Source organism: Mucilaginibacter sp., from assembly GCF_028288225.1.
Lineage (GTDB): Bacteria > Bacteroidota > Bacteroidia > Sphingobacteriales > Sphingobacteriaceae > Mucilaginibacter.
Map to the genome: position 1 here is coordinate 119,359 of NZ_JAQBOC010000054.1, position 15,029 is coordinate 134,387.

The following is a 15,029-nucleotide window of genomic DNA, read 5'->3' on the forward strand; positions in this document are numbered from 1 at the left end:
CGAAGAAAAACTAACTTTTTCGGCTTTTTTATTTTATGAGATCTATTAGCGATTCTATTCTTAGCTCTTGACTTCTTGATTCTTGACTTCTTGTCTCTCTTCTCCCCTCACTTATCCAGGTGTAATTCATTATTAAAGATCTTCGCGTATTTCCTGCGATCGAATTTGTAGAGTTTGGCCGCACGGTAAGATACCCCTTTTTGCTTTTCGTCAAGCTCCTTTAAAAATCCGTAGCTCAGCATTTTCTTTCTGAAATTCCTTTTATCAAGTTTTTTGTTTAAAACAGCTTCATAAAGCGATTGCAGTTGCGTAAGCGTAAATTTTTCGGGCAGCAGTTCAAAGGCAATAGGCTGGTAGTTTAAGCGGCGGCGGATCTTGTTAAAACCTGTATCAAAGATCTCGGAGTGGTCAAATGCCAGCTTGGGCAGTTCATTAACCGGGTGCCAGAAGGCTTTGCGGGCATACTGGGTAACGGGCCTTAATTCTTTTTGCCCGTTAATGCGGATCAAAGCGTAATAAGCAACGGTTATTACACGTCCTTGCGGGTGCCGGTTAACCTCGCCAAAGGTGTGAAACTGCTGCATATGCAGATCGCGCAGGCCGGTAAGCTCATATAAGATCCGTTCGGCGGCGTCATCAATGCTTTCATCCTGCTCAACAATGTAGCCGGGCAAAGCAAGCCAATCTTTAAAAGGCTCCTGGTTTCTCTCTATCAGTAATATCTTAAGCTCACCGGCTTCAAAACCGAATATTACACAATCGATTGAAAATACTGAATTAAATGTAGGCAGCGTAATTTCCAAACCTGATAATTTTAGGGAATATTTTTAAAGATAATTGGTTAAGCGCTAAAGTAAAAAAAAAAATTAAATTTAATGGTGTAAATTTTACACAGTATCTTCGTGGCTACAAATTAATGGTAAAAATGCATAAAATATCAAAACTCGCGGTTTTAACATCGGGTGGTGATGCTCCGGGAATGAATCCTTGTATCCGATCAGTAGTAAGAACAGCTATCTATAATAAGTTACAAGTTGTTGGCATACGCCGTGGTTATCAGGGACTTATTGAGGATGATATGTATGATATGGAGGCCCGCTCGGTAAGTAATATACTAAACTTAGGCGGCACCATTTTAAAAACTGCCCGCTGTTTGCCTTTCCGGTCAGACGAGGGCATGGAAACTGCTTACCAGAACTTAAAGAAGCACGGAATTGATGCATTAGTAGTTATTGGTGGCGACGGAACGTTTACCGGCGCCCTGCGTTTTTCAAAAAGGTTCCCTGATATTGCCGTTATGGGCGTACCCGGAACCATTGATAATGATCTTTACGGATCAACCTATACCCTTGGTTTTGATACGGCTACCAATACAGTAATTGAAGCGATAGATAAGATCCGCGATACCGCTGATGCGCACGACCGTTTGTTTTTTGTTGAGGTTATGGGTCGTGACTCAGGCGCTATTGCTTTGCGTGCAGGTATCTCATGCGGTGCAGAAGCTATAATGCTTCCCGAAAAAGCTACCGCAATTGATGACCTGATTGAAAACCTTAAACATGGCTCATTAAATAAAAAGTCATCAAGCATAGTTATTGTTGCCGAGGGCGATAAAAACGGCGGCGCTTATGATATCGCTAAAAAAGTACAAAAGGAAATTAAGACATACGACGTAAAGGTTACCATTCTGGGTCACCTGCAGCGCGGTGGCAGTCCTTCGGCGTTTGACAGGATCTTGGGAAGCAGGCTGGGATTTGCGGCAGTAAATGCGTTACTTAGCGGAGAATCGCAAATGATGGTGGGCCTTGAAGCTAACCACATAAAAATAACAAGTTTGGAAGAGGCCCTTAATCAACATACATTTAAACTTGAGGAAGATCTGATGCAGATGGCTGAAATACTTTCTATATAAAATAAATGACTGCAGTTGTATATAGCGGATCAAATTATGCCGAATGGCGATTGTTCGATAAGGACAGGACCATTGCTTCTTTTAAAACCAGCGGCATAAACCCCTATTTTAACGACGAAAAGCACATTATACAATTGCTCAATAAAAATATCAACCTTATTCATCATGCCGAAAGCATAAAGCGGATCTATTTTTTTGGTGCAGGCTCCTTCTCACGCGAGCTAAAAAACGTGGTTCATGCTGCTTTCTCCGCATTTTTTAAATTCGGAAAAGTAACTGTTGAGCACGATATTACCGCAGCGGCCATTGCCTGCTGCAAAAACTCACCCGGGATAATCAGCATAGTAGGCAGCGGCTCAAACGCCGGCTGGTACGATGGAAAAAAAGTAAAGCCAAACAATTACGGTCTGGGCTATATTTTAGCCGACGAGGGATCGGGCAACTGGCTGGGCAGGCAATTGGTAAAGGGATATATGAATGAAACACTTCCAGAAAATATCCGCAAAAAATTTGTTCAGCGTTATGATCCCGAGCGTAAAACCCTGCTCGAAAAAATTTACAGGCAAAAACAACCCGCTATATATTTAAGCTCGTTCACCGAGTTTTTTATTGATAACCAAGAAGATAACTATATTAAAGGCATCATAAAAAAAGGCTTTGATAAGTTAATGCACACCTATTTATTACCCCTGCATGATGAACATCCCGGAGCTTTTTTGTACTTTGCGGGCTCTGTTGCGGCAAGCTTTCAGAACCATTTACATGAAGCTGCTGCCGATGCAAATCTTAAAATTGCGACAATCATTAAAGAACCCATAAATAATTTATTAACGTACTATTCAAGTAAAAATTAGAAAAATCATGAAAATAGGAATTAACGGTTTCGGCCGTATTGGCCGCCTGGCATTCAGAGCTGCAATTGAAAGACCAGACATTGAAATTGTTGGTATTAATGACCTTGTTGAGCCTGATTATATGGCTTACATGTTAAAATACGATTCAACTCACGGTCAGTTCAATGGCACTATTGCGGTTGAAGGCGGTCATTTGGTAGTAAACGGTAAAACTATCCGTGTAACTGCCGAAAAAGATCCTGCAAACCTCAAATGGAACGAGGTTGGTGCAGAAATTATTATCGAGTCAACCGGTTTGTTCTTAACCCAGGAAACCGCACAAAAACATATTGATGCCGGCGCTAAAAAAGTTGTAATGAGCGCACCTGCAAAGGATGATACCCCTACTTTTGTAATGGGTGTTAACAACAAAAAATTAACTGCTGAGCATACCATCGTATCAAACGCATCATGTACAACCAATTGCCTTGCGCCTATTGCTAAAGTATTAAATGATAGCTTTGGCATTGAAGAAGGCTTAATGAGCACCGTACACGCTGTTACAGCTACTCAAAAAACAGTTGACAGCCCATCGGCTAAAGACTGGAGAGGCGGCCGTGGCGCTTACCAGAACATCATCCCTTCATCAACAGGTGCTGCTAAGGCGGTTACTTTGGTTATCCCTGAACTAAAGGGTAAATTAACAGGCATGTCATTCCGCGTTCCGGTTGCCGACGTTTCTGTTGTTGACTTAACCGTTCGCCTTAAAAAAGGCGCTACATACGAAGAAATTAAAACTGCTATGAAAACAGCATCAGAAGGCGACCTGAAAGGTATTTTAGGTTATACTGAGGATGATGTGGTTTCAGAAGATTTTAAAGGCGATGCACGCACATCAATTTTTGATGCAAAAGCAGGAATTGCTTTAAATGATAACTTTGTTAAAGTTGTATCATGGTATGATAACGAGTGGGGTTATTCAAACAAACTGATTGACCTTGTACAGGAATTAGCTAAAGTTTAATACAAGCTTTAATTCTTTATAATAGAGCCCCGGTTTTGCCGGGGTTTTTTTTTGTGTTTGAACCCTATCGGGCAATGTCACTAAGTTAAGCGAGATCATTTTAAAAAATGCGCCGTAGGTGCGAAATGTATGGGCATTGATTATATAAAATAAGTAAAATATAATTAATTACCTATCCGGTATCCACTGCTACCATTAATGAATTGGTGCTGAATCATCCACAGAACAATTTTACAATATACCTTTCTATCGCAACGTTAAAACAAAACACATCTATCCTCATTTATATGTTATGATATTATTTTCATTTGCAGGCAATATGGATGTTGACAAATTTGCGACGATAGTTCCTTCTGCCAAAAAGATCGGTATAGCTAAGCTTCCCGGTTATAATTTCATATTCAACAGAACTGACGACGACCAATCATCAAAAGCAAACATCCTGCATTCCGACGATCCGAATGATGCGGTTTGGGGAGTGCTTATAAAGCTTGATGATAAAGAATGGCCAAACTTTTACGATACCGGAACCTACAGCATTGATTTTAAGCTCGAAACCGTTAACTGCATTGATGCAAATGACAAAATTTACACTGCCAGGGCTTTTGTTGCTGAACCGCACGCTGTAAATACACATTTGTTGCCTTATGATTGGTATCATAAAAAAGTGATCCGCCTGGCTAAAAACGCTGTTCTTCCTGAGGATTATATTAATAAAATATGCCTTATGCCTTTTAAGGTTGATCCGGATGATGACAGGCGCCAGGAAGAATTGAGAAAGATAAAATAGGGGCTCCCATGAAGGCAAAGCTGCAGATCATATTTTTTCCATAAACAGGATACTCTGCCGGGACTAAAACCTGTCCGCCCCCGCAGAACATTCTTGCTTTCTTGTTATTTCTCCTTTAGAATTCGCGGATTTTATTTTTCAGGCATAACAAAAAGCGATCTGAATAAGTTTATTTTTTTTTGCTAATTTCCACCCTTTAGCGTTGACATGAACCGCATTGACAGATTATTTGGCATCCTCACCACCCTGCAATCAAAAAGGCATGTTACAGCCTCACAACTGGCTGATAAGTATGAGATAAGCGTGCGTACTGTTTACAGGGATGTTAAAGCCTTGGATGAGCTTGGCATACCTGTTAGCTTTGAGCAGCCAAAAGGCTATTTTATTGTACAGGGATATTTTCTGCCACCCCTTTCTTTTACTACAGACGAGGCAAACTCCCTTATATTAATGGCCTCGCTGGCCGAAAAATTTGCCGACCGGTCTATCGCCAAACACAGCAACAGTGCCCTTTCAAAAATTAAAGCCGTATTAAAATCTGCTGATAAGGACAAAACCAACCGCTTTAGCGACCATATAAACATCTACAATCCGGAGCCAGTAAAAACAGAGAATGATTACCTGATAGACATCCAGGCATCCATTACGCAGCAAATTATTATTGCTATTGATTATACCGATAATCAAAACGTTAAAACCAACCGCGAAATTGAACCGACAGGACTGGTATTCTATAATATGGAATGGCACCTGATTGCCTGGTGCTGGAAAAGAAACGACTATCGCGATTTTATAGTAAAAAAGATCAGCAACATAACCTGCACCAAGCAACCTTTCCAAAAAAAGAATCATATTAAGGCGGTAGATTTTTTGACCTGGTATAAATAAATTTAACTTTTGTAAATCGGGCTGCTAAAGTGGCTATTGCTCATGACCTGGAATTAAGGGCATATGCTGACCGCAAGCTTAAAAGCAAATGCTACCGGTGGTTTTGAACAATGTTAAATTTAAGTTGATACTAAGAATGCTTTTATTGATAAAAAAAGGGGCGGGGTACATTGAAAGTTATAAAAGAGCTGCTTAACAAACTTTTGTCAAGTGATTGAACGGTTTTTTTCATTGTTTCGAAAGAAGTTAAATTATTAACAGTAAAACCATTGCCTTGAGAATATTAAAAATCAACAAGTTTATCCTTACTTCTTTGCTGAAAATATCTAATCCAACCTACCGAAACAGATGCACTAACACCAATTGGCAATATCATAACTGGCATATGTGTAAAGTAAAAACCAAGAATCACCAAAACCGTAACTATACTTAAAATATATAATGTTTGCTTCCTCGCAAATATAGTTTCTAAGTGAACGATGTTATTTTTATTTTGTGCCTCATAGCTTTCCATAGCTGACTGAAAATCAGATAAAAATACCTTTAGCAAATCATCGTTACAGAAACTATTATTAGCGCCAATTTTGAATTTTGTACCATCTAAAAATCCTAGAGTAAATACAATCCCATTTTTCCCATCGTAAATATAATAATACTTCAAATCACTAAAGGGAATATGGATTATTTGATTCAACTCTATTGTCAAATCGGTCATAGAGAGTTTTGCAATTCCTATTCTTTTAATTCTATACTTATTTAGCAAAAAGAATGCTATCGCTAATCCTATTAGTACTATTATCGCTACACCTGGCGATATGACGTCCTTAAATAAAATTCTAAAAAGAAATAAGCCTAAAATTATAATTGCAAATGATAATCCAAGCAAAAGATAAGCAAGACCTTGTCTAGTGTATTCAAATGTATAATCCTTCATGTATTGTAAAAGTTAAGGTCGAACATAGTAAAGATACTAATTTGTAGCGGGCCTAATTAAAATGTTTTTTACATAAAATTTGGATATGTTGAAACCCTAGAATACAACCCCTCCAAAAAAAGGAACACATTAAGGCGATCAATTTTCTGACCTGGTATAAATAAATTTAACTTTTGTAAATCAGGCTGCCATAGTGTTGTCAGTGCGCGTGTTTTTCTTTGTAAAAAGAAATTAATATGAACACCAGGCTAATCCTAAAAATTATGATCTTTGACTTTGCTTTTCAGCTATCCATGGCTATGTTACCAGCTAAGGCGCAAACCATTAATAAAGCATCTGCCAATGAAATGACAAATGCTTCCATTACTAAAAAAGGCGAACTAAAGGTAATTCCCTCAAAAACATCTTCTCAAAGTGATTTTGATTTTTTCCCCGGCAGTTGGAACATCATTAATAAAAAGCTAAAAACCAGGCTGAACAATTGTACGGAATGGGAGAATTTTAATGCCCGGCAGGATGTTAACCTTATTCTAAACGGCATTGGAAATTCTGACATGTATTATGCCAACCTAAACGGTACTAATTTTGAAGGGATGACCTTAAGGCTCTTTAACCCTAAAACAAAGCTTTGGAGTATTTATTGGGCCGATAGCAATGCCGGTAAGCTGGATCTCCCGGTAACAGGTTCGTTTGAAAACAATATTGGCAGGTTTTATGCAAAAGACATTTACGAGGGCAAAAAGGTAATTGTTATGTTTAAATGGGATAAATCGGATCCTGCTAAGCCGGTATGGAGCCAGGCATTCTCTGCCGATAACGGAAAAACCTGGGAATGGAACTGGTATATGAATTTTGAAAAAACAAGCAGCAGTGCAAAAGACCCGGAACTGAGCGAAAACCAAAACATAAAAGTACTGGAGCTGCGTAATTACATTCTGAAACCCGGTAAACGGGATGATTTTATAAACTATTTTGAAAAGCACTTTATCACATCGCAAAATATTTTAGGAGGATATGTTTTAGGGCAGTTCCGGATCAAGAATGCCGGTAACAGGTTCCTTTGGTTCAGGGGTTTTAATGATATGAATTCACGAAGCGTTTACCTGCCCGAATTCTATCGCAAAAGCCTGGTATGGCAAAAATATAAAGCAGGCGCCAATGAACTTATTGCCGATAATGACGATGTGCATTTACTAAAACCTTTAAATAATACCGGCATTAATACGAACAGCTTTGCCAGGCATAAAGGAATAGTTGTGGTAGATTATTACACAGCTAATGATAACCAGCTCGATCAATTGATCAATTTATATAAAGCTAGATATGCGCTTTATTTGCAGTCTATCGGTGTAAATAATTCAAGCTTATGGGTAAGTGAATTGTCTCCAAATGATTATCCTTCGTTGCCTGTTATACAGGATAAAAATCTGTTAGTGGTTATCACTTTTTATAAAAATGAAGCAGATTATCAATCAAAATTAAAACTTGCGGAAAGAAATACAGAACTGCAAGGCGAGATCAAAAAACTGGTAAAAGGTAAAGCCACGATGATCACTTATCCTACTGAGAGATCGTTTGGTGAGATTGCCGAATAAATTTACATTAGCTCCTGATCTTTCTTCTCGTGATAGGTTTTGTAAGCCAGGTAATAAAAGAAGAATGAAATAATTACATCAAGCGCAATGCGGCCGTAATTAAGTGTTGGGTAGGTTGTGAATACCTGGTAAATAGCCAGGCCCAGCGCAAGCGTTGCAGCAATTAAATAAAGGGTAAGATATTTAGGATTCATGTTGCGGAGTTTTAATTTTTTTAGAAACCAACCCTTCACCAATATGTTTTAACCGGTGCTTTTTATATTATATAAGGCCTTAAAATAAAACAGCTTTCAGTTGAGCACACTTTGGTATGGTCAATTGAAAGCTGCTAAGCTCAAATATAAGTATTTTAATATTATATTATTGGTATGATTTCACTTTGCTGGTTTTCATAGTTATACCTTCCTCAATAGGGTAAGTTTTGTAAGCCAGGAAAAAGAAAACCATATCAGGAAATGCAATTAACAAAACCCGGCCCGGGTTAAGATCCGGAAAAGCAATAAAAGCATCATAAGCCAGGAACATCAGGCCTGCAAAGGCTATCAGTAAATACAGTGAACGATATTTTGGATTCATAATGTGGATTGACCGTTTTAGAGATTCAATGCTACTATTACGTTTTCAAACAAAAAATGTTCGATAAAAACAAATATTTTTTTTTAATATTTTATAATTATTTTTTCAATTCGTACTTAGGGGGTACTTCAGCCGCTTTTTTAAATATAACTGCTCCCAAAGGCGGCACAGTAATACTAATTGAGTTGTCCCTTCCATGCCAGTTAACACCTTCGGTAGCAAGCGGGCCGCTGTTTTCAACACCACTACCCCAATACACTTTGGCATCTGAGTTAAAGATCTCGGTCCATTTACCTTTTGATGGCATGCCAACCCTGTAACCATGATGCGTTATCGGGGTCATGTTTAGCACAATAACCAGGTCGTTTGATACATCATGCCCTTTTCTGTTATAGATCAGGATCGAGTCGTTTGAATTTCCGCCATCAACCCACTCGAAGCTGCTCCATTCAAATCCCTTTTCATACAACGCAGGTTCATCTCTGTATAAATGATTTAATGCTTTAACCGTTTCCTTTATACCCTGGTGATTTGGATATTCAAGTAAATACCAGTCTAACGAGTGCTGGAAATTCCATTCGGTCCCCTGCCCAAATTCAGCGCCCATAAACAGCAGCTTTGTGCCTGGGTGGGTGAACATATAGCTGTAAAGCAGGCGCAGGTTTGCAAATTGCTGCCACTCATCGCCCGGCATTTTGCGCAGCATTGATCCTTTGCCGTACACTACTTCATCATGCGAGAAAGGCAGCATAAAGTTTTCAGTAAAGGCGTAGATCAGGCTAAATGTTATCTGATTGTGGTGATATTTCCGGTACAGGGGGTCAGTTGAAAAATACTTGATCGAATCATGCATCCATCCCATCATCCATTTCATGCCAAAGCCTAGGCCACCGGCATAAACCGGCCGGCTAACCCCCGTAAATGAAGTCGATTCTTCGGCAATAGTTTGTGTATCGGGAAAATTGCTGTAAACAGCCTCGTTAAATTCTTTTAAAAATGATATGGCTTCCAGGTTTTCATTACCGCCATATATATTGGCTTCCCACTCCCCATGGTTACGCGAGTAGTCAAGGTACAACATTGATGCAACAGCATCCACCCTTAAACCGTCGGCGTGATACCTGTCTAACCAAAAAATGGCATTGCTTATTAAAAATGCACGTACCTCATTACGCCCGTAGTTGAATATGTATGATTTCCAGTCGGGATGAAAGCCTTTGCGTACATCGGCATGTTCATACAGGTGCGTGCCGTCAAAATTATACAGCGCATGGATATCGCCGGGAAAATGTGAAGGTACCCAGTCTAATATTACCCCTATCCCGGCCTGGTGCAATTGCTCAATAAGGTACATGAGCTGCTGCGGCGTGCCATATCTTGATGAAGCTGCAAAAAAGCCGGTGATCTGGTATCCCCAGCTTGGGTAATACGGGTGTTCCATTATCGGCATAAACTCTACATGCGTAAAGCCCATTTCTTTTATATAAGGCACCAGTTTATCAGCAAGCTGATCGTAAGTTAAAAACTCATCAGGGCTCTCCACACTTCGTGCCCACGAGCCTAAATGCATTTCGTAAACAGAGTAAGGCCTGTTTAGCGCGTTATGACCTTCACGGGTTGCCATCCAGTCGGCATCTTTCCACTCGTAAAAAGTATCGGCAACTATTGATGCGGTTTTTGGTGCAACTTCCCAGCGCAATGCGAAAGGGTCGCTTTTTTCCAGATCCTCGCCGGTTGATGATTTGATGTAATATTTGTAAGTTTCGCCAACGCCAACATTCGGAATAAATCCTTCCCAAATTCCTGATCCATCCCAGCGTACATATAAGGGATGCGAACCGCGGTTCCAGCCATTAAAATTACCTATGAGCGTTACATGTTGTGCATTAGGCGCCCAAACAGCAAAATAAGTCCCAATAACGCCGTTAAACTCAACCACATGCGACCCAAACTTTTCATATAGCTTATAATGCTTGCCCGACTTAAACAGCCCGATATCAAAATCAGTAAAACGGCTATACGCTTCAACCGCCCTTAAAACCGGGACAGTAGTTTCAGTAACCTCTTTTTTTGCTGCAGCTTTTGACTTTGGCGCAACTGTTGCTGCTTTGGCTGCAGGCTTAGCCTTTGGCGCAGCTGTTTCTTTCAGTGCTTCTGCTTTTGGCTTAACCGTTTTTTTTGCTGCCGCAGATTTAGCTTCAGGTTTTGCAGTTTCCGTTTGATCGATTTTTTTTGCCATAGTGCAGTAGGGGCCTTCAGGCCTTTAGGTTAAAATATTTGAGGTAGCTAATTGGTTGATCAAATATAGTGATTTTTAGTCCGAAAGACGGAAAGTCCGGAAGTCTGAAAGATAATATGTTAAAACCAATAAGATGGTTATAAACTTACGAAGTTTCGGAAACACTAAGTTTTTTCTTCACTCAAACTCTTTCTTTCGGACTTCCGGACTTTCGGACTCCCCCCTATTTAACAATCTCTATCTGCTTAAAGTTTTTGGTGAATTTAAATTCAACACATTTGTTTTCATCTATGCTGTATGGCACATCTTTACCGTCGGCTAATATTTTGGTCGGTGCAAATGGCAAACCAATAACGTTAAAATAATAGCTTTCATAGCGTGGTGTATAAAGCCCTTCCATTGATTGCTGAACGGTTAAAACAGTGCTTTTGCCGCTTACCACAAACTTTTTCTCCAGGTAAATATCCTGCTCGTAGGCAAATGTTTCGCCGTAATCTTCAAACAAAAAGGAGTTAACCTCATAATTGCTGTAGTAAATATTCAGCTTCACTTCTTCAATCTCTTTTTCACCCACATATTGCATTACCGGGTATTCAGGGATAACTGAACCTGCTTTTACAAATATCGGGATGGTTTCAAGCGGAGTTGGCACAGTTACTTCTTTTCCGCCATCAACCATCTCGTAGGTCCAGAAGTTATACCATTTGCCTTTTGGCAAATATACCTTTCGGCTTTGCTGACCGGGCTCAAGCACCGGGCAGATTAAAATTTTATCGCCATAAGTAAACTCATCCTGGCGGAAATGGTTGCTGATCTCGTCCTGTTCCTGCATCACTATGGACCTCAGGATTGGGAAACCATAACGATGATGCTCCCAAAAAGTAGAGTACAAATAAGGCAGCATGCGGTAACGCAATTCAATAAACTTGCGGTTAATGGCGGTAAATGGTGCGCCAAAACTCCATGGCTCGCGCTCTTTTGTATCACCTGCAGAGTGTGCCCGCATAAAAGGCGAGAAGGTACCCATCTGGATCCAGCGGGTAAACAGCTCGCCATCAGGTTCGCCGCTAAAGCCACCGATATCTGTTCCGCAAAAGGAAATCCCTGATGTAGACAAACGCTGCATCTGGATATTGCCCAGCTTTAAGTGTTCCCATGATGCCACATTATCACCCGTCCATACGGATGAGTAACGCTGCACACCCGAGTAGCCCGCCCTTGTAATTGTAAAAGGACGCTTATTCTTCATTAATTTACGCAAACCTTCATAGGTTGCACGCACCATCTGCATCCCGTAAACATTGTGTGCCTTACGGTGCGAGCCGCGGAAACCATCATACTGATGGCGCACGTCATCAGGAAAAGTGCCTGCCCCAAATACAGCAGGTTCATTCATATCATTCCAAACACCGGCAACACCCAGTTGTACCAATTCATCAAATAAACCGCCCCACCAGGTACGTACATCAGGGTTAGTAAAATCAGGAAACTGGCAACGGCCCGGCCATACGTGACCCTCCATAAAGTAATCGTCACAACGGCGGCAGAAATAGCGGTTCTCCTTACCTTCCTTAAATACCGAATAATTATCGTCTACACGAATGCCCGGATCAATAATAACCACCGTTTTAAACCCATCCGCGGCCAATTCTTTGATCATTTTTTTAGGATCGGGGAAATATTTGCGATTCCAGGTAAAGCAGCGGTAACCGTCCATATAATCTATGTCAAGATAGATCCCGTCACACGGAATTTTATTTTCGCGGAAGCCATTTGCTATTTTCTTAACTTTTGCTTCGGGATAATAGCTCCACCTGCATTGGTGATAGCCCAGTGCCCAAAGCGGCGGCATTGGATGCGTACCCGTTAATAAATGGTAGCTTTTTACCACGTCCATCATGTGCGGGCCGTGGATATAATAATATTGAAGCTCACCGCCATCAGCCCAAAAGCTTGTTTTAGTTGGGTCTTCGGCGCCAAAATCAAAATGCGCCTTAAAGGTATTGTCGAAGAAAATGCCGTGTGCTATTCCCTCGTTTACACTGATGTAAAAAGGGATGCTGCGGTAAAGCGGATCCTGGTTCCAGGCAAATGAATAAGCATCGGTGTTCCAGTTCTTTAGTCTTTTACCACGCAAGTTAAGCTCTGTTGGCTTATCTCCCAGTCCGAAAAAGCTTTCCTGGCTGGCACAGGTTTTTGTACAGTAAACATAGTAACCGCCAAATTTCACATTCTCTTCCCAGTGCATTGGCACCGCATCGGCGCTGGTTATATGGTTCTGAATATCAGAAAATGATATAAAAAAATCATCCTTACGGATGTGGCAGTTTACAACGCTGGTTGAAACACGAAACTCGTTCTCATCCTCATGCAGGGCAAAAACTGTTGCTTTGTGCTCTAATTTGGGCACAGCGTACGAAAATTCCTCCAAAAAAACACCATGCGGAGCTAATCTTACCCGGATAATTTCATCGGTAACTACAGTAACCTCAACTTTTGCGTCACCATCTGTAAAGAAAAATTTATTATCCAGCTGATCGGCATGATTTGGCACGCCAAGGTATTTTTTTATGATGGGTTTTATTCCATCCGCAGGATTATTAAGGTGATGAAACTCTTCTTCCTCTTCTTCAATTAATCTATTAGCTAACAGCTCCTGATTTAGTATATTATCTTCCATTAAAAATTATTAGTCTCTACCCCCAAATATGTACAATGTGTATGTTATACGCAATATACAATAATAGGTTTTTAATTAAACCCATTAACCGTGCCAATTACAGTTTTTTATAATATAGAACGAATGACACGAAAATTATTGCTTCAGTTAAAGACTTTGAACTTAAAATTAAGCAGTTTCTATTACCGGAATATTTTTTGCAGGGGTATTTTTACTATCCTTAACATATAAAACAGATATGGCTGCCAGCAACATAAATACCCCGGCCATAATTATAGCATACACTGAATGAGCATTAAACAAATGCTTCACAATTATACTGCCTATAAGGCTGCTTACTATCTGCGGGAAAGTAATAAAGAAATTGAAGATCCCCATATATACGCCCATTTTTTTTGCGGGTATTGAGCTTGATAGTATAGCATAAGGCATTGAAAGGATACTCCCCCATGCCAAACCAATACCAATCATTGATAATACAAGCCAGTTAGGATCAGTAATAAACCAAATGGATATAAGGCCCAAGCCCCCCATTGTTAAAGAAAATGCGTGAGCAATCTTCCTGCTTGTGGCTTTTGCTATCTTAGGTAACAGCAAAGCATAAATGGCTGATATGCCGTTATATATACCAAATAATACACCTACCCAGTTACCGGCATTATTATAAGCAACTGATGATGTATCGCCTGGTTTTACATGATATATATGCTCGGCAAGGGCCGGGGTTGTAAAAACCCACATGGTGAACAAGGCAAACCACGAAAAAAATTGAACAAAGCCCAATTGTTTCATCGTCTTAGGCATATTAGCCATATCAGTAATGATTTGGCCAAAACCTGTTTTCTTCGGACTTACCGCAACAAGCTCTTCTTCATGAAATTTCGCATGCTCTTCGGGCGAATACTCCTTTGTTCGTATAACTGTCCATAATATTGACCCGATAAGCACCGCTGCCCCAATATAAAAGGAATACAGCAGGTTAGCCGGAACATGTCCGGGTTCCGCAGTTTTTGAGATATGAAAATACTCGGCAAAAACGTAGGGCAACAATGATCCGGCTACTGCGCCAATACCAATAAGAAATGTTTGCGTAGAGAACCCGGTGCTGTATTGGCTTTCGGGCAAATTATCAGCTACCAATGCCCTGAATGGTTCCATCGCAACATTAAAAGAGGCATCCATCATCATAAATATTCCTGCGCCCACAACAATCGGCGGTATGATGGCTACCAATAAGGATGAGTTGGGCAAGATCAATAATGCAAAGCCCGACAAAATTGCGCCGGTAAGAAAGTAAGGTTTACGCCGGCCAAAACGGTTCCAGGTACCATCGCTATAATGACCGATAATGGGCTGAATGATCATCCCGGTAAGCGGAGCAGCAAGCCAGAACCAGGACAAGTTTCCTGTATCGGCACCAAAGGTTTGAAGGATCCTGCTGGCAAAGCCTGTTTGCAGGGCAAAGCCAAACTGGATCCCTAAAAATCCAAAACTCATGTTCCAGATCTGCCAAAAACTCATTTTTGGTTTTTGCAAAATGCCGCGTGTTTCCATATTA

At 40.4% G+C, this 15,029-nt stretch carries 13 protein-coding genes; 6 read left to right on the forward strand and 7 right to left on the reverse strand.

Features of this window, described 5'->3' with window-relative positions:
* Positions 1-107: 107 nt before the first annotated feature.
* On the reverse strand, positions 108-803 hold the full coding sequence (locus tag JWQ54_RS16630) for an NUDIX domain-containing protein (RefSeq protein WP_299586935.1): 696 nt from the start codon (positions 801-803) through the stop codon (positions 108-110).
* A 122-nt stretch (positions 804-925) separates the two neighbouring features.
* On the opposite strand from JWQ54_RS16630, the gene pfkA reads away from it, so the two are divergent.
* The 5 genes from pfkA to JWQ54_RS16655 all read left to right on the forward strand — a co-directional run bounded on the left by pfkA (position 926) and on the right by JWQ54_RS16655 (position 5,447).
* The gene (pfkA, locus tag JWQ54_RS16635) at positions 926-1,912 is read left to right on the forward strand and encodes a 6-phosphofructokinase (RefSeq protein WP_299586937.1); all 987 of its coding nucleotides are present in this window, start codon (positions 926-928) and stop codon (positions 1,910-1,912) included.
* 5 nt (positions 1,913-1,917) lie between these two features.
* The gene (locus tag JWQ54_RS16640) at positions 1,918-2,766 is read left to right on the forward strand and encodes a hypothetical protein (protein ID WP_299586940.1); all 849 of its coding nucleotides are present in this window, start codon (positions 1,918-1,920) and stop codon (positions 2,764-2,766) included.
* A 7-nt stretch (positions 2,767-2,773) separates the two neighbouring features.
* Complete coding sequence (gene gap / locus JWQ54_RS16645) at positions 2,774-3,769, forward strand: type I glyceraldehyde-3-phosphate dehydrogenase (RefSeq protein WP_299586942.1); 996 nt, start codon at positions 2,774-2,776, stop codon at positions 3,767-3,769.
* A 292-nt stretch (positions 3,770-4,061) separates the two neighbouring features.
* The gene (locus JWQ54_RS16650) at positions 4,062-4,559 is read left to right on the forward strand and encodes a gamma-glutamylcyclotransferase family protein (RefSeq protein WP_299586944.1); all 498 of its coding nucleotides are present in this window, start codon (positions 4,062-4,064) and stop codon (positions 4,557-4,559) included.
* Between the two features lie 207 nt (positions 4,560-4,766).
* Complete coding sequence (locus tag JWQ54_RS16655) at positions 4,767-5,447, forward strand: YafY family protein (protein WP_299586946.1); 681 nt, start codon at positions 4,767-4,769, stop codon at positions 5,445-5,447.
* A 283-nt stretch (positions 5,448-5,730) separates the two neighbouring features.
* Here JWQ54_RS16655 and JWQ54_RS16660 read toward each other — a convergent pair whose 3' ends face one another.
* Positions 5,731-6,381 (reverse strand): hypothetical protein, encoded by a 651-nt coding sequence (locus JWQ54_RS16660; RefSeq protein ID WP_299586948.1) that lies wholly within the window; start codon positions 6,379-6,381, stop codon positions 5,731-5,733.
* Between the two features lie 263 nt (positions 6,382-6,644).
* Between JWQ54_RS16660 and JWQ54_RS16665 the strand changes: the two genes are divergently transcribed.
* On the forward strand, positions 6,645-7,976 hold the full coding sequence (locus tag JWQ54_RS16665; RefSeq protein WP_299586950.1) for a hypothetical protein: 1,332 nt from the start codon (positions 6,645-6,647) through the stop codon (positions 7,974-7,976).
* 2 nt (positions 7,977-7,978) lie between these two features.
* Here JWQ54_RS16665 and JWQ54_RS16670 read toward each other — a convergent pair whose 3' ends face one another.
* The 5 genes from JWQ54_RS16670 to JWQ54_RS16690 all read right to left on the reverse strand — a co-directional run bounded on the left by JWQ54_RS16670 (position 7,979) and on the right by JWQ54_RS16690 (position 15,025).
* Positions 7,979-8,170, reverse strand: a complete 192-nt coding sequence (locus JWQ54_RS16670) for a hypothetical protein (protein ID WP_299586953.1) — start codon at positions 8,168-8,170, stop codon at positions 7,979-7,981.
* A 166-nt stretch (positions 8,171-8,336) separates the two neighbouring features.
* Positions 8,337-8,552, reverse strand: coding sequence for a hypothetical protein (locus tag JWQ54_RS16675; RefSeq protein ID WP_299586955.1), 216 nt, complete (start codon positions 8,550-8,552; stop codon positions 8,337-8,339).
* Between the two features lie 97 nt (positions 8,553-8,649).
* A complete protein-coding gene (gene glgB / locus JWQ54_RS16680; protein WP_299586956.1) occupies positions 8,650-10,791 on the reverse strand; it encodes a 1,4-alpha-glucan branching protein GlgB in 2,142 nt (713 codons plus the stop codon).
* Between the two features lie 223 nt (positions 10,792-11,014).
* On the reverse strand, positions 11,015-13,471 hold the full coding sequence (locus JWQ54_RS16685; RefSeq protein ID WP_299586958.1) for a glycoside hydrolase family 31 protein: 2,457 nt from the start codon (positions 13,469-13,471) through the stop codon (positions 11,015-11,017).
* Between the two features lie 168 nt (positions 13,472-13,639).
* On the reverse strand, positions 13,640-15,025 hold the full coding sequence (locus JWQ54_RS16690; protein WP_299586960.1) for an MFS transporter: 1,386 nt from the start codon (positions 15,023-15,025) through the stop codon (positions 13,640-13,642).
* Positions 15,026-15,029 lie beyond the last annotated feature (4 nt).

What these genes read in the sequence shown, in the direction of transcription:
- pfkA (WP_299586937.1), top strand. Translation starts at nt 926, where the DNA reads ATGCATAAAATATCAAAACTCGCGGTTTTAACATCGGGTGGTGATGCT.
- JWQ54_RS16640 (WP_299586940.1), top strand. Translation starts at nt 1,918, where the DNA reads ATGACTGCAGTTGTATATAGCGGATCAAATTATGCCGAATGGCGATTG.
- gap (WP_299586942.1), top strand. Translation starts at nt 2,774, where the DNA reads ATGAAAATAGGAATTAACGGTTTCGGCCGTATTGGCCGCCTGGCATTC.
- JWQ54_RS16650 (WP_299586944.1), top strand. Translation starts at nt 4,062, where the DNA reads ATGATATTATTTTCATTTGCAGGCAATATGGATGTTGACAAATTTGCG.
- JWQ54_RS16655 (WP_299586946.1), top strand. Translation starts at nt 4,767, where the DNA reads ATGAACCGCATTGACAGATTATTTGGCATCCTCACCACCCTGCAATCA.
- JWQ54_RS16660 (WP_299586948.1), bottom strand. Translation starts at nt 6,381, where the DNA reads ATGAAGGATTATACATTTGAATACACTAGACAAGGTCTTGCTTATCTT.
- JWQ54_RS16665 (WP_299586950.1), top strand. Translation starts at nt 6,645, where the DNA reads ATGATCTTTGACTTTGCTTTTCAGCTATCCATGGCTATGTTACCAGCT.
- JWQ54_RS16670 (WP_299586953.1), bottom strand. Translation starts at nt 8,170, where the DNA reads ATGAATCCTAAATATCTTACCCTTTATTTAATTGCTGCAACGCTTGCG.
- JWQ54_RS16675 (WP_299586955.1), bottom strand. Translation starts at nt 8,552, where the DNA reads ATGAATCCAAAATATCGTTCACTGTATTTACTGATAGCCTTTGCAGGC.
- glgB (WP_299586956.1), bottom strand. Translation starts at nt 10,791, where the DNA reads ATGGCAAAAAAAATCGATCAAACGGAAACTGCAAAACCTGAAGCTAAA.
- JWQ54_RS16685 (WP_299586958.1), bottom strand. Translation starts at nt 13,471, where the DNA reads ATGGAAGATAATATACTAAATCAGGAGCTGTTAGCTAATAGATTAATT.
- JWQ54_RS16690 (WP_299586960.1), bottom strand. Translation starts at nt 15,025, where the DNA reads ATGGAAACACGCGGCATTTTGCAAAAACCAAAAATGAGTTTTTGGCAG.